The sequence below is a fragment of the Varibaculum cambriense genome, assembly GCF_022133705.1.
Classification (GTDB): Bacteria; Actinomycetota; Actinomycetes; order Actinomycetales; family Actinomycetaceae; genus Varibaculum; species Varibaculum cambriense_A.
This window is the reverse complement of the sequence record NZ_JAKNHJ010000012.1, coordinates 62536-77871: the sequence shown is the minus strand read 5'-3', so window position 1 is coordinate 77871 and position 15336 is coordinate 62536. Positions and strand designations below refer to the sequence as shown.

Genomic DNA, 15336 nt, shown 5'->3' with positions numbered 1-15336 from the left:
CTGATCAAACCCCAAAAAACAACGAATTTATACACACAATTCAGGTATTAACCCCAAATTCTTGGGCGGGAGGAAAAACCTAGACCCCGCGCCAGCCCTCACGGGTTCGACCCCAGGGACTCAAAATTATTTAAGCCCGGCTCAGGGCCGGGCTTAAATAATTTAGTGTTAGTAATCCCTGGCGGGATCCTCGTTGTGTTGGTAATCCCTGCCGGGATTACACACAACTTCGTCCTCCTCACTAATGAAAAAAGCCCGAAGGCTTTTTTCACCGTTCGGACTCCTCGTTGTACGCCCGCAGGGGATCGAACCCTGGACCCACGGATTAAAAGTCCGTTGCTCTACCAACTGAGCTACAGGCGCCTGCCTTAAAGGCACGTTTTATTGTACAAGGGCAAAGGGGATTTCCCCAAGTTACATTTTGGTTGCTTCCGTCACTAAAGAACCCGTAAAGTAGTACTCAAATCCCTATATATCAGGCGGAATTGATTATTAGGAAAGGGTTTTTATGTTAACGCCAACTACCTTCGGAACTCCCCTATCAAAATCCTCACTCCGGGTTCTTCTGCTCGGTTCCGGAGAATTAGGTAAAGAATTGGCAATCGCATTTATGCGCCTGGGGGTAGAAGTTCACGCCGCTGACCGCTACCAAAACGCACCGGCACAGCAGGTGGCGCACTATTCCTACGTCCTAGACATGACCGATGGTAAACAGATCGATTTCCTGGTGAAAAAGGTGCGTCCTCATTTCATTATTCCGGAAATTGAAGCTATCGCTACCGACACTTTGGAAGAAATAGCCGCTTCTCGCCAGGTCACGGTAATCCCGACTGCCCACGCTACCCGCCTGACTATGGATCGGGAAGGTATCCGTCGCCTCGCCGCAGAAGAACTAGGTATCCCTACTTCCCGCTACGTGTTTGCGTCCGGGGAAGAACAGATGCGCCAAGCGGTAGAAAAAATTGGTCTACCCTGCATAGTCAAACCAGTGATGTCATCTTCAGGCAAGGGGCAGAGCCTGCTGAAAACCCCAGAAGATATCACTCCTGCCTGGCATTATGCTCTCGAGGGCGGACGGGGCGCTAGCCGGGGCAGGGTAATCGTAGAAGGGCTAGTAGATTTCGACTATGAAATCACCCTTTTGACGGTGCGTTCGCGTGACGCAAAAACAGGAGAAACCATCACCAGTTTTTGCGAACCAATTGGCCACCTGCAGGTAAACGGCGACTACCACGAGTCTTGGCAGCCGGCCCCGATGGATAGCGCGGTGCTAGAAAAGGCGCAAGCTATCGCCACCAAAGTTACTTCCGCCTTGGGAGGTCGCGGCCTATTCGGGGTGGAACTGTTTATTTGTGGTAACCAGGTTCTCTTTTCCGAAGTGTCCCCGCGTCCTCACGACACCGGGATGGTGACTATGGCTTCTGGTTACCTGTCAGAGTTTGAACTCCATGCCCGCGCTATTTTAGGTTTGCCGGTTGATACCCGCCTGCGCACCCCCGCGGCCTCGGCAGTTATTTGTGCGAACCTGCAAACTGAAGGTCCGGTATATCGGGGTTTGGATCAGGCTTTATCAGTTCCGGAAGCGGATTTGCGGCTTTTTGGTAAACCTGAATCCCGGATAGGGCGGAGAATGGGAGTGGCTTTAGCGCGCGGAAATGACATTGCCCAAGCCAGGGAGCGGGCAAAGAAAGCCGCCGGATTAATTACGGTAGCGGAAGCCTAATATGGCTGCGAAAGACCAATCCCTTATAGAAATCCCTAGGTTTTTATCGTTTTTAAAATCCTGATTAGTGCTAGTCTTAGCTAGCTGTGCTATTCGCGTGCTAAAAACCTAGATTTTTACCGCTATTACTGCCTGCAAATATTTACCTAGTAGGCGTTTAACTATCTATAGAAAAGTCTGTTTAATAGCGTTAACATAAAAAGCAATATTCACTTTTAAAAAATGGAAAGGCAAAATCTTGGCCAGGAAAACTAGAATTGTTCTGATTGACGATATCAATGGCGAACTCGGGGATGAAACCATTAAGTTTGGCCTTGACGGTATTGATTACGAAATTGATTTATCTACTGAAAATGCCGCCAAGTTGCGCGAAGTCCTAGATCCGTGGATTCAGGCAGGCCGGCGGGTAGGAGGACGCCGGATTGCCGGTACTGATACCCGCCGGGTTTCCGATGCCTCCAAGATTCGGGCTTGGGCGCGGGAACAGAATATGCAGGTATCAGAAAAGGGACGCATTTCCGCGAAAGTACGCTCCGCCTACTACCGCACGCACTTAAAATAAAAAAGGGACTTACACCCCGGGCATTTTCACCTAAAGAATGAGACACTGAGGATATGACTTACAAACTTATATTGCTCCGTCATGGGCAAAGCGAATGGAATGCTAAAAATCTTTTCACCGGTTGGGTGGATGTTCCACTCTCCGATCAAGGTCGCCAAGAGGCCGTCCACGGTGGCGAACTAATGAAGCAAGAAAACATCTTGCCAGATGTGGTTTTCACTTCTTTGCTACGCCGGGCGATTATGACTGCTAACCTGTCGTTAGATGCGGCCGATCGCCACTGGATTCCGGTTAAGCGCAGTTGGCGTTTGAATGAACGCCACTATGGCGCGTTGCAGGGCAAAGACAAGAAAGCTATCCGGGACGAATATGGCGATGAACAGTTCATGTTGTGGCGTCGTTCCTACTCCACTCCGCCTCCGGAAATCGAGTTGGGTTCGGAGTTCTCCCAAGATCAAGATCCTCGCTACTCCGGGGAACCGATTCCGCGTACCGAATGCCTAGAGCAGGTACTAGAGCGCCTACTTCCCTATTGGGAGGAAGCGATCGTCCCCGAGCTCAAGAGCGGTAAAACGGTGATGGTGGCAGCACACGGTAACTCTCTGCGCGCCATCGTTAAACATCTTGATCAAATCAGTGACGATGACATTTCTGGTTTGAATATTCCTACCGGGGTTCCCTTGTACTACGAGCTAGACGAGAACCTGCAACCGGTAAAGAAAGGCGGAACCTACCTGGATCCGGATGCTGAAGCCAAGATTGCGGCAGTAGCCAACCAGGGTAAGTAGTTTCTTTCCTTGACAGTCCCCGAGGGCGACCTCGGGGACTTTGTCATATTTAGACCCGATTACTCCCAGTTTTTGGGGTTGGCTCGGCTGCGCCCTCGGCAAAGAAAATAGCAGATTCCTGGCTTTGCTGAGCCGGTGAACACAAATAAGTTAGGAATTGGCGCAACTTTGGCGTATCTCACTACCATGAGAGCGATAATTATGGCAGACTGAGTTCAGGCGCAATCAGCGCTTGTGTCGCAGGTGACACGTGGGGAAGATATTTCCCGCAGTTACAACAGGCACTCCACTCGGATCGTCGGGCACGTACCTGCCCGTGGAGGAGAGATATTAATATGGCAAAAATTGTTTTTGATTCCGTTACTCGGGTTTACCCCGGTTCAGATCATCCGGCTGTAGACAGGTTGAATCTGGAAATAGCTGATGGCGAGTTTCTAGTTTTGGTTGGTCCTTCTGGTTGCGGAAAGTCCACTTCTTTGCGGATGCTTGCTGGGCTAGAGGATGTTAATTCTGGCAAGATTTATATCGGCGATAATGATGTCACTGATATGGCTCCCAAGGATCGCGATATCGCCATGGTTTTCCAGAACTATGCGCTTTACCCGCACATGACGGTGCGTCAAAACATGGGTTTCGCCCTCAAGATCGCTAAGGTTCCGCAAGAGGAAATCGATAAGCGGGTGGAACAGGCTGCAGAGACTTTGGATTTGACCGAGTATTTGGATCGTAAACCGAAGGCTCTGTCTGGTGGTCAGCGTCAGCGCGTAGCGATGGGACGCGCGATTGTGCGTAAACCCCAGGTGTTCTTGATGGATGAGCCGCTGTCGAACTTGGATGCGAAGCTGCGTGTGCAGACCCGCACCCAGATTGCCCAATTGCAGCGCACTTTGGGGGTCACTACTTTGTACGTGACTCACGACCAGACCGAAGCGCTAACGATGGGTGACCGGATCGCGGTAATTGCTGGCGGCGTTCTACAGCAGGTGGGCACGCCGCGGGAACTATATGATCGCCCCGCGAATGCTTTCGTGGCGGCCTTCATCGGTTCGCCGGCTATGAACATTGGTACCTTCAAGGTGCAGGATGGTTCCGCAGTACTGGGCGGAGCGAAGATTCCTTTGGCGCAGGCTACTTTGGATGCGATTAAGCCAGAGGATAACGGTGAAATCATTATTGGTTTCCGTCCGGAGGCACTAGAGGTACAAGAGGGCATGGTTGACCCGGAGCACACTATTCCGATCAAGGTGACCCATGTGGAGGAACTTGGTTCTGACGCCTATGTTTATGGCACTTTGGATGGTCATGACGCGGTGGAGCATCGTAAAGATGGTCGTCCTTCTTTGAATCAGGTAACTATCCGGGTGGCTCCGCATTCTGCGCCGCCAGCTGGATCGGTAATGCCGGTGCGGATTAAAGAGGGCGCGCGCCACCTGTTTGCGGCCGCTAACCAAGAACGGCTACCGGAGTAATCTAATCAAATAGCAACCAATAAGTTGGGGGGCAGGCCTGGTGCCTGCCCCCATTGCTATGCCGCCACTATTTAGCCTGGTAAAAACGGGTTAATACCCGAACCTTTATTTCCTAGGCGGGTATCATCATGATCTGCTGATTAGGGTATAACCACTGGTTTAGGGCTGATAGCTAAATTATGGTGGGGTCAATGCCTTTTTCGGGCATTGACCCCACCATAGGTTATTGCTGTCAGATTAAGACGCGTTTTCTAGCGCGCATGCTTGGGCTGGCGGCGCCGGGTAACCAGGTAGGCACCGGCTCCTGCGCTGATTACCGACAAGCCCAAAATGGTGGACAGGTCGGCGGCGCCGGTTTTACCCAAGCCGGAACGGGAGGCGTTATTCGCTTCACCGGTGTGCTTGCCGGTAGCGGCTGTAGAGGCTGACCCGGGAGCGATGCAGTCTTTATAGAGCTTCTCATAGGAGGCTTTTGCCTTATCCAACTGCGTGTTAGCCTGCTGCAGGGCTACTTCGAATGGCGCTAGCGCTGCTTTAGCTTCTTTATAGGCAGCTTCTAACTGCTGTACTTTCTCGGTAGCGGTTTCTGCTGCCTGCGCGGCCTCCAGGTAAGCTTGATACTTCGCGAGGACGTCATCAATTGCCTGCTGGGTTTCGGCACTAACGTTGGTAGCTGCCGGTGCACGCAGCGCCATTATGCGCAGCGGAGCCACCGGAGCAGGTGCGCTGCCAGGTTGTTGTCCTACCCAGGTGTCGAGGTCGGGTACTTCCTGCGCGGCTTTGTTGTCTACCGCAGCCTGATCTTTAGCTGCCTGAGCTGTATCTTTTGCCGTGTTGGCATCTGCGGCTTCTTGATCGGCGGTGTTTTTAGCTTTCTGGGCATCCTCGACTGCTTTCGCCGCGGCATCTGCTTTAGCCTTGGCGTCATCCGCAGCCTTTTGGGCGGCTGCTTTATCTGCGTAATCTTTGGCTGCCGCCTCGTTTGCCGTCTTGGCATCCGCTGCTTTTTGATCAGCTTTGTCTTTAGCTTCCTTTGCCGCAGTTTCCTTGTCGGTAGCGTCGGCAACTTTCTGCTTCGCGTCGTTTAGCTTGGTATCGGCGTCGGTTACTGCCGCATCAGCTTTAGTTTTTTCGTTTTCCGCAGCCTTCAGAGCGTCTTCTGCCTGCTTTACTGCATTTTCTGCCTCATCCAGCTGCTTCTTAGCGTCAGCCTTTGTGGCAACTACCGCGTCATAGTTCTCTTTGGCCTCAGCCAAAGCTTTTTGCTTTTTGTCTGCTTCTTGCTTCGCGGTATCGGCAGCTTGTTGTTTGGCGTTAACTTCCTTTTGTGCCTGGGTGACTGCTTCCTCTGCTGCGGCTTTATCCTTTTCCGCGTTTACCAGTTCCGTGGCTTTCTTTTGAACTACACCGTCTTGATCTTTAGCAGCTGCCTTGGCGGTTTCTAGGTCTTGCTTTGCAGATGTGGCAGCTTCCTCAGCTTTCTTGAGTGCTTCTTTAGCTTCCTCAAGTTTCGCTTTACAGGCCTCGCATTTCTTAGCTTCTGCCTCAGAGGCGGTTATTGCCTCTTGCAGTTTTTGTTCGGCTTCAGCTTGCTTAGCTAGTTTTTCTTGCAATCCCGCGTTTGCCTCAGCTTTAGCCAGTGCATCTCGCGCCTCCTGGGAACCATTAGCAATGGCGTCCTGCAATCCGTTGTAATACTTCATGAAACGGTCAAGATATTCCTCGTAAGTGTACGCCGTGTCGGTGGTGCCACCCCAGAATTCTTGGGCATGTACAATCCCATAGGAGGCATTTTTTTGACCGCTTGCGAATCCCGTATACAAGAAATCTTTGTCCATTAGATTGGTATAGTGTCCGACCACACCGCTGTTACCCGAGGGATCTTTGTCGTAAATTGCTTTTTCACTGGTATACCAGGAAGCCTGTGAACGCGTATAGGGGCTCCCCTCAGCCCAGGAGAGGTTCTCACCAACGGAGTTTACAAAAGGACCAAAATTACCCGAATGCCCATTTTTAAAAAGCGCTGAATAGTTTGCATTAACTTGAGCAAGAGCCATTAATTCATCGGTTATTTTAAGAGCTGACATTGCAGCAAAGTTATTATCACCCTTAACCCGCAGCTCATTTCCCTCTTTCATGGTTTCGAGAGCAAGCTTCATATTCTCAAGGGAAGTAGCATCTTGAGGGTTTCCTACGGTGGTGTAAGAAGTAATCTTTTTTCCATTTACAACAAAATCTGTATTCAGCTGAGCTAGAGCCTTACTGGATTTATTCTCTTGGAAAAATCCCTTTGAACCCAAGTTCCACTGCTCCTGAGCTTTGGCTTTGGAGGCCTCTAGGGCTTCTTTGGCTGCTTGAACCGCTTTTTGTGCTGCTGCAACTGCGGCATCAGCATCTTCCTTGGCCTTCGTTGCGTCATCTACCTTTTTCTTGGCGGCTTCGCACTTGGGAGTCTGCTCGTCCAGAGCTTTTTGCGCGTTATCTTTATTGGTTGCAGCCTCTTGTTGTGCCTTGACGGCTTCGTCATAGGCGGTTTGCTTTTCCTGCTGCGCCTTATTTAACTTACTTAGCTCACTCTTTGCATCTTCAAAGGCTTGGTTCGCTTGCTTTTCTGCCTTGTCTTTTTCCGCTGCTTCCGCTTGCTTTTGTTTTAGTACCTCTTTGGCGGCAGCCAAATCTTTAGCTGCCGCGTCCTTAGTAGTAGTTGCGGCATTAAGTTCCTGCTGAGCCGCATCGACCTTATCTTGTGCTTCTTGCAGTGCTTTGTCGTTTTTCAGAACATCTTTAACGTCCTGCAGTTTCTGCTTTGCGTCAGCTAAGGCGGCTTCTTTATCTTTTACCTTATTCGCAGCGTCTTTAGCTTTTTGCTCTGCGGTTTGCTTCGCGCTTTCAGCCTGCTTTACATCCTGGTTCGCCTTTTCAGCAGCCTGGGTGGCTTCATCTAGTTCAGATTTAGCCTGATTGGCTTTTTCTTGCGCCTCATCCAGAGCCTTGGCGGCCTCATCGGCAGCTTTCTTAGCTTCAGCTACCGCCTCAGCTCCCGGAGCGGCGGCCTGAGCCTGGTCATTCTCCCGATCCGCCGCCTCTTTATTCGTCTTCGCGTTATGGAGGTTCTCTTCGGCCCGCTTCTGCTACTGCTTAGCCTGCTCTAAACTCTTTTCAGCTTTCCCAAGATCAGCAACTGCCGCCGCCAGGGCTTGCGCTGTCTTTTCTTGCATCTGCTGGTGGGCAGCGGTGGCATCGGCGCGTTTCTCCTGCTGGCCAGCTTGTGCCTTCCGCAGGCCGTCTTGGGCACCCGCATAAGCCGCGAGGGGCTCGGCAATCTCAGGCTTGGACTGTTCAGCATCCAAATTTGCGGCCGCATCCTGGGCTTGCTGCTGGGCGCGCTGATAATCCTGATAGGCCTTGTTGACCGCAGCCACGTCAACTCCGACGCGGCACTGCGAAACAGAGCCCGGAATATTCAACTTGCCCTGCGGTTCTGCTTGATTAATCCCGAAAGCCGAAGCCGCCGGAGCCACCAGTGCGATCCCGCTGCCTGCTGCAATCGCTACCTTTGCAACCTGTTTGCGTGCCATAAGATATCCCTCTATATCGTGTTAATTATGCTCGTTTTATCAAGCCTTAAGTTCTTTATAATTTTCCCGTATTTAATGACAAAAGTCCAGCCCATACCCGTTTTGATGGGATCTATTCCGGATCGTGGACAGCTTCAAATATGAGAGCGAAGATAACGGAAAAAACCGCCCGGAAAACGCTGCACCCTCTAACTCATCAACCCCCAAAAATAGCGCTGGCAAACGCTAAAACCGAAGCCAAGCTATAGACATTAACCAAAAAATTATCTGGCTCCTAGACTGGGAACGTCCTAGGAGCCAGATGATTTCTTTTCAGTTATTGAAGCCAATCAACCAGGTAACGACTGGATTCTTTTTTGAGGAGCCGCGTCCTCGTCCCTAAGGACGCGACCCTCTTTGGGACCGTTAGGTTTAGAAAACGCAAGTTACCCAACGGAGTATGCGGGCAGCTTCAACTCGTAGAGAGAAGCTGACATGAACGAGGTAAGCCAGAACTGCACGGTGGGGCGGATCTGCTTGCCCTTCATATCGGGGGTTAAAGTCAAAGTCTCACCGGTTCCGACCTGCTTACCGTTTTGGTCTTTCCAGATCACGTCACTGAAACGCTCCACCGAATCGGAGTTACCCTGCAAGCTAACCTTCGCGATTAGTTTGTCGCCCTGGCGGATGACCTGATCCTGATCGAATCCGTAGTATTCCAGTTTCAGCGGTTCAGAGATCGAGGTGCCGACCGGGTTGGTGACCTTCAAGCGGAAGCGCAAGGACTCGGCCTCTGCGCGATTAGCAATCGGAGCCGACCGCAGCAGTCCCCACTTGTCTTCAGTGCGAGCACCAGGGGCGTAGTCCAGATCGTTGGCAGTTCCATAGAAGCTATGATCAGCAGGAACCCGGAACTTATCCTTCACGTCCTCCCAAGTCTTACCGGCATCCTTGGAGCGCTGCCACTGGTATTTCATACCGGTCGAACCCTGCACGGTGATCTTAGCCGGTTCAGCGTATCCACCCTGGGCTACTCGGGGAGCGGCATTTACCTTGATCTGGGGAGCCATCTCGGAAGAGGAGATCATCGGATCGAACAGTTTCACGGTGTAGGTGTAGGAGGAACGAGTCGCACCCTTAACCCCGGAAACGCTCACTTTGTAGTCGCGCGAACCATCGGTGCCCACCGGAAGATCGGTAATCTTCGGCATCTTGATTAACAGGGTGCTGTAGTAGTTCCAGGTTCCCGGGCCTTTGCCATTGAGCTTGTTGTTCAAAATGGTGGTGGGAACTTCCGCGCCATTAGGGCCGGTCACTCGCACCCGGGCACCCGACAGGTCGGGACGCTCCGACCTGCTTTCGCCGCGGAAGGAGATGCTCCAACGTTCTACATCCTCGCGGTCATCGCGATTAGTGGTCAGCAGCTGGTAGGGGAAGTATCCCGCTGACGGCCAAGTCATAACTTCCGGCTTGTAGGCGGCTTCATTGATGATCTGCTTGTTATTGAAGTCCGGAGTGCTTACCAGCCGATCTCCGGTGACTACAATCGCGTTATAACCATTTACGTTTCCGTAAGAAGTGGTGGACAAGGTGGGATCCATTAAAGCAATGCGGTGTCCCAAGCGGTCGTTAGTGCCAACCTTCGTCATCGTGGAACCACCCAGGCTGGAAGGATCGATGAAGTACCACAGAATCTGTTCGGCCGGAGTTTGCCCCGCGCTATCGGAAAGGTTAGAAATGGCTGCGCCCTGTTGAGCTTTAAAGCTAAAGCATTTGGAGTCGTTTTGTACGGTGTGTGAAAGACGCCCATTGGCAGCCATATTGAGGGCGGCCTGCTGAGTGTAATCTTGCAGCGGAGAAGTAGTATCCATCTTGACCGCTTCAGCTCCATTGAGGCCGCGGAAGTAGTTAAGGGCGCGAGCTACCGAGTTAGCGGTGGTGGGGTTGACCACGCCGGCGCGGCAGTTTTTGTGGTCCGCACCGTTGTTAGGGCTTTCGGGGTAGTCAGTATCGGCAATATCGCTTAGGTAACGGGTGCGAACCTCTTCACGGTTGTTGGTGTTGATCGCGTTAGCAGTCACTGCGCTGGAGGCAGCGGAAGCAGTACCGGTAAAGAAAGTAGCCGCATCGGCCAGATTTACACCGGCAGCGACAACCCCAGCTACTAGAACACCTGCAACCAGGGTCTTGGCGTGTTCTTTCCACGTTTTCATCGTAGATCCCGTTCCTTGCGTTTTCCTCTTATGGAAACCAAATCCTTCGATTTCCGTGAACGTCACGATCCTTCGCTTCGTTCATTAACTATTATCCACGAAAACGAACATGAAGAAAGCGAATAATGTTTGAAAATGAAAGTTTTACACCTGGTAGGTTATTTTCGCGAATACTTACCAACCATAAAGTAGGTCTGACCTGGCCTATTAGAATGTTTTCAGGATTATCTAACGATAGTGGCACCTTGGATGTAAATTGTGAGTTCTCTCACCCCTAATTTTGACCATTTGAATGAGTTAATGTTCAGTTCTACTTAAAACTAGCTTTTGCCTGCGTATATAAACTCTCGATTGCGTTTTTCTCATGAAAACTAGAAAAAGCACAAATTTTTCATTGCGTCATTTTTGAACCTGATTTTTCACTCACCAACCATTGAGTTTTTACTCATCTAGCAAATCTAACAAGCAATACTAGAAACATTTGAGCCTGCTCATGTTTGAACAATGTTGATACAACACTTCTCCCGGGTTGTATTGGTTTTTCCTAACGGACGACCTCATTAACTAGTCAGCCCTCGCGGACGGCTCCAACCACCTGGCCGAGATAGCTCATTTGTTAGCCTTTCAAGTTTGCGAGATATATATAAGGTATAAAGGTAGATCGTTAACCCAAGGGAAGAGGAAGTCTTGAGCGCTAAGAAACTGGTAATCGTCGAATCTCCAGCTAAGGCTCGCACTATCAGCGGGTACCTGGGCGCTGACTACCAGGTAGAAGCCTCGGTGGGGCATATCCGGGACTTGCCGCAGCCATCTGCCCTACCCGAAAAGCTCAAACAGTCCGGATACAAAAAGTTCGCGGTAGATGTGGACAACAACTTCCAGCCCTACTATGTGGTTAACCCCGATAAGAAAAAAACCGTAGCGGGACTACGTAAGGATCTAGCAAAAGCCGAAGAGCTCTACCTCGCCACCGATGAAGACCGCGAGGGCGAGGCGATTGCTTGGCACCTGCTGGAAGTATTAAAACCCAAGGTTCCAGTAAAACGGATGGTATTCCATGAGATTACCCGAGAAGCCATTGATCGCGCCCTGGAAAACACCCGGGATATTGACACTGACCTGGTAGAAGCCCAAGAAACCCGCCGGATTCTAGATCGCCTCTACGGGTACGAGGTTTCCCCGATTCTATGGCGCAAAGTTGCCCGGCACCTGTCAGCTGGACGAGTACAGTCAGTGGCCACTCGCCTGGTAGTGCAACGCGAGCGGGAACGGATCGCTTTCATTCCCGCCAACTACTTTGATCTAAACGCCACCTTCAAAGCTGATGGCGGGGACTTTAATGCCCGTGCCTTGGAAATGGATGGAGTGCGTTTTGCCGTTGGCCGGGACTTCGATGACCGCGGCCAGTTAAAACGCGAAGCCACAGTGATGGATGAAAAGCTGTGGGAAAAACTGGTGCATGCTTTAGAGGAACAGGCTCACTGCCAGGTGACATCAGTAGAGTCAAAACCCTATACGCGCCGTCCCGCCCCTCCTTTTACTACCTCTACCCTGCAGCAAGAGGCAGGAAGAAAACTACGCATGTCTTCGCGGCAAACCATGGCGCTCGCGCAATATCTGTACGAGAACGGCTACATCACCTATATGCGTACCGACTCGACCGCGCTGTCTAGCCAAGCTATCTCGGCGGCGCGGCGCCAGGCTACGGATCTATATGGGGCAGACGCTGTCCCCGAAAAACCCCGCTTTTACGCGAAGAAAGCCAAAGGGGCACAAGAAGCACACGAAGCAATCCGGCCCGCCGGTGATAACTTCCGCACCCCCGATCAGGTGCACTCCGCCCTCACCGCGCAACAAGCCGCGCTATATGAACTGATTTGGAAACGCACCCTAGCCTCACAAATGAATGATGCGCGCGGCACTACCGATACCGTGCGCCTTAACGCTCAGATCCAGGTAGAAGGCGAAGCCCACGAACTGGTGTTTACTGCTTCGGGAACCGTGATCACCTTCCGCGGTTTCCTGGCCGCCTATGAAGAGGGTAAAGACAAATCCCGCTACGCCAGCAGCGACAGTTCCACGGCGCTGCCGAAACTAAACGAAGGGCAAGAAGTAGCGTTTAGCGAGGTAGACAGGGACAAGGCAGCGCATGTCACCAGCCCGCCTCCGCGCTATACCGAAGCCTCCTTGGTGAAAACCTTAGAAGAAAAGGGAGTAGGGCGACCCTCCACCTATGCCTCCACAATCGGGGTAATTATTGAACGCGGGTATGTGCGCCGCGCCGGGCAGGCTCTGATTCCTTCTTGGCAGGCCTTTTCCGTGGTTCGCCTGCTAGAAGAGAACCTGGCATCTCTGGTGGATTATGATTTCACCGCCACAATGGAAGGCGATTTGGATCAGATTGCCGCCGGGCAACGGGACGGCAAAGAACTATTGGCACACTTTTATTTCGGGGGCGGAACTGGCGGAGAGTTTTGGACTCGCGGCCTCAAAGATACGGTGGAGGGTCTAGGCGACATTGATGCCCGCGCCCTGAACTCTATCGAAGTGCTACCCGGGGTAAACGTACGGGTAGGTCGCTATGGCCCTTATTTAGAGGACGCAGAGGGCAAGCGCGCCTCGGTACCTGAAGAGCTAGCTCCCGACGAGATAAATGCCGAAAAGGTAAAAGAACTGTTCACGATTTCGGCTGATACCGGTCGGGAACTGGGCAATGATCCCGAAAACGGGAACCTGATTTTAGTAAAGAACGGACGCTACGGTCCCTACTTTACCGAAGTACTCCCCGAGGACGCCCCTAAGGGGACTAAACCCCGCACGGCCTCCCTATTTAAAACTATGTCGATTGAGAGCGTCAGTTTGGATGATGCCTTGAAACTGCTTTCGCTGCCGCGAGTAGTGGGGCAGGATCCCGAAAGCGGAGCCGATATTACCGCGCAAAACGGCCGGTACGGCCCGTATTTGAAGAAAGGGACGGATTCGCGCTCCCTAGAGACGGAAGACCAGATTTTCTCCATCACTTTGGAGCAGGCTTTAGAGATTTACGCCCAACCGAAAACCCGCAGAGGTCGCACCGCGAAACCGCCCTTAAAAGAGCTGGGAACCGATCCTAACTCGGGTAAACCGGTAGTAATTAAGGATGGGCGTTTTGGCCCCTATATTACGGACGGCACCACCAATGTGACCGTGCCCCGCGCTAGCACTATCGAAGATATTGACGCTGATCAAGCCTATACTTTACTGGCAGAAAAGCGGGCGAAAGGGCCGGCGAAGAAACGCGGGACTCGCAAAGCTACTAAGAAAACCGCTGCGAAGAAGACCACGAAGAAAACTGCAGCCAAGAAAACTACCACCAAGCGGGCGACCGCCAAGAAAACCACTGCTAAAACCACTAAGCAGTCGGCAGCGAAAAAGTAGGTAATACTCTTGCTGCTATTGCGGTACATCTCAGGTTGCTAATTAGGTGTCTGTCAGGACGTAATCCGACCGCAGGCTGGTTTACCACCGGGATCGCTAACCGTTAGCGGGCTTTAAATAGCCACCGGGATATGTGCGCAGTAGGACGCGAAGATGCTCCCCCAACAGAGGGGCATTACTGAAGTCTAGTAGGTGGTGTGGTCGGCCTGGCGCATAGTGAAACCACGGCCAGTCTTAGAGTTCCAGCAGTTAACGCCGGTGTATTTACCCACTTCACAGGCATAGTCACCGTTATAGTAGACGGTGCCATAAGTGGCTTGGGTCTGGGGATCACCACCAGCATCATCGGTATCGCAGTAGCTGCTAGTTCCGCTGCTATCTACTTCGCTAACCCAATCTCCATCGCAGCCCTGTTCCCATTGCCGCTGGTAAATTTCACAAGAGACCCCATCGCCTCTCATCATGCAGCCAATATTTCGGGTAGGGGTGAAAAACCCATGACCTTCGTAGACCGCTCCGGCGGGGATCGGTTTGCCAGTTTCGACAGGAGTTTCCGTAGTGGTAACCGTGGTTTCCATTACCGTAGCGGTTCGAGTGGAATCACTTTGGGACTCACTGGCGCTCGCTTGCCCTTTGTTGTCCCCCCGGGAAGAAACAATCCAGGTACCCACAATCGCCAAGCCGATTAACGCCAACACTAGCAGTACCGTCAATACAATAATCCCCCAGCTGCGCCGGGATTTTTCCGGTTGCGAACTCTCCCCTGCCGGATTTTGGTAGGCCGGGAAAGGGGAATAGGTAGCCGGCGGCGCACTCATCATTGGTTGGCGGGGTGGCTCCGGATAGGCAGGCTCCGCATACGCCGGAGAAGCATAAGCGGGAGGCATGGCCGCGGGAGCCGCCATCACCGTCGGATAATCCTCAGCTGTTTGCCCAGAAGAACCGGGATTTTCTACCGGCAGGCTTCCCAGGCGAGTAGCATCATCGTCATTTTCTTCGTCACTGCCGGAGATTTGGGGAGAGTTTGCGCTTTCGCTGGGAATTTCGGGACTATCTCCCGCTGCCTCCGCGTCCGCACTGGCCACCGGGCTTTCTGTTATCTCTGCGGTTTTGGCTTCTGCGCCCTCAGCAACCGGGTTTGTTTCCTCTAGCTGCCCAGTTTCCGCTGCTTGGTCGGTAGTTTCGATTTTCTCGGTAGCTGCCACTTCGCTTTCCGAATCGGTAGGGGGAGCAAAGGCTAGGGTCGCAGAGTCTGTGGAGCCAGGTTTCATCTCTTCCTGGTCGCCGCCCGGATGGCTATCTTTTTCGCCGGAAGCTGCCTCCGGGTTCTCTTCCCTGCCTTTCGCTAGCGCTTCGGTGCCAGAAAGGCCGTGTCTACGTGCAGCCACCACTGCTTTTACGCGGTCATCGCCTACGTTTTCCAACCAATCAAGCAGATCCGGATAGGCATTCGGGTTCGCCGCGACTTCCGCATAAGCCTCGGGATGTTGCGCAGATATCTCGAACAGTTCATTAGCGTTAGTTTCCGGAGCTAACGCGCGCTCGCGCAATTCCTTTAAATCATCACTATCAGTCATGGCTTACCTTTGAGGTTGGGACAACACTGT

Annotated in this window: 9 protein-coding genes and 1 tRNA gene; 5 read left to right on the top strand and 5 right to left on the bottom strand. The window is 52.2% G+C overall.

The features are described 5' to 3' along the window. Positions 1–290: 290 nt before the first annotated feature. Positions 291–363: transfer RNA gene (locus L0M99_RS06895), tRNA-Lys, on the bottom strand. A 145-nt stretch (positions 364–508) separates the two neighbouring features. Here L0M99_RS06895 and purT point away from each other — a divergent pair. The 4 genes from purT (at position 509) to L0M99_RS06875 (ending at position 4542) form a co-directional block, all read left to right on the top strand. Beyond that, positions 509–1723: a formate-dependent phosphoribosylglycinamide formyltransferase gene (gene purT, locus L0M99_RS06890; protein ID WP_238128166.1), complete on the top strand. Its 1215-nt coding sequence runs from the start codon at positions 509–511 to the stop codon at positions 1721–1723. 238 nt (positions 1724–1961) lie between these two features. Continuing rightward, entirely contained in the window at positions 1962–2285 is a 324-nt protein-coding gene (locus L0M99_RS06885) for a histone-like nucleoid-structuring protein Lsr2 (protein WP_238128165.1), read from the top strand. Between the two features lie 53 nt (positions 2286–2338). Continuing rightward, positions 2339–3073, top strand: coding sequence for a phosphoglyceromutase (locus L0M99_RS06880; RefSeq protein ID WP_024059589.1), 735 nt, complete (start codon positions 2339–2341; stop codon positions 3071–3073). Between the two features lie 335 nt (positions 3074–3408). Then, positions 3409–4542 carry an ABC transporter ATP-binding protein gene (locus L0M99_RS06875; RefSeq protein WP_238128164.1) on the top strand — a complete coding sequence of 378 codons (1134 nt, stop codon included), beginning with the start codon at positions 3409–3411 and terminating at the stop codon, positions 4540–4542. Positions 4543–4793: 251 nt separating this feature from the next. Here L0M99_RS06875 and L0M99_RS06870 read toward each other — a convergent pair whose 3' ends face one another. The 3 genes from L0M99_RS06870 to L0M99_RS06860 all read right to left on the bottom strand — a co-directional run bounded on the left by L0M99_RS06870 (position 4794) and on the right by L0M99_RS06860 (position 10312). Beyond that, positions 4794–7217 (bottom strand): CAP domain-containing protein, encoded by a 2424-nt coding sequence (locus tag L0M99_RS06870; RefSeq protein WP_238128163.1) that lies wholly within the window; start codon positions 7215–7217, stop codon positions 4794–4796. A gap of 456 nt (positions 7218–7673) precedes the next feature. Then, positions 7674–8120 carry a hypothetical protein gene (locus L0M99_RS06865; protein ID WP_024059592.1) on the bottom strand — a complete coding sequence of 149 codons (447 nt, stop codon included), beginning with the start codon at positions 8118–8120 and terminating at the stop codon, positions 7674–7676. Between the two features lie 425 nt (positions 8121–8545). Next, on the bottom strand, positions 8546–10312 hold the full coding sequence (locus L0M99_RS06860) for a CAP domain-containing protein (protein ID WP_024059593.1): 1767 nt from the start codon (positions 10310–10312) through the stop codon (positions 8546–8548). A 687-nt stretch (positions 10313–10999) separates the two neighbouring features. Between L0M99_RS06860 and topA the strand changes: the two genes are divergently transcribed. Beyond that, entirely contained in the window at positions 11000–13729 is a 2730-nt protein-coding gene (topA, locus tag L0M99_RS06855) for a type I DNA topoisomerase (RefSeq protein ID WP_024059594.1), read from the top strand. A gap of 185 nt (positions 13730–13914) precedes the next feature. On the opposite strand, the gene L0M99_RS06850 is transcribed toward topA, so the two are convergent. Further along, positions 13915–15306 (bottom strand): hypothetical protein, encoded by a 1392-nt coding sequence (locus tag L0M99_RS06850; protein WP_024059595.1) that lies wholly within the window; start codon positions 15304–15306, stop codon positions 13915–13917. Positions 15307–15336 lie beyond the last annotated feature (30 nt).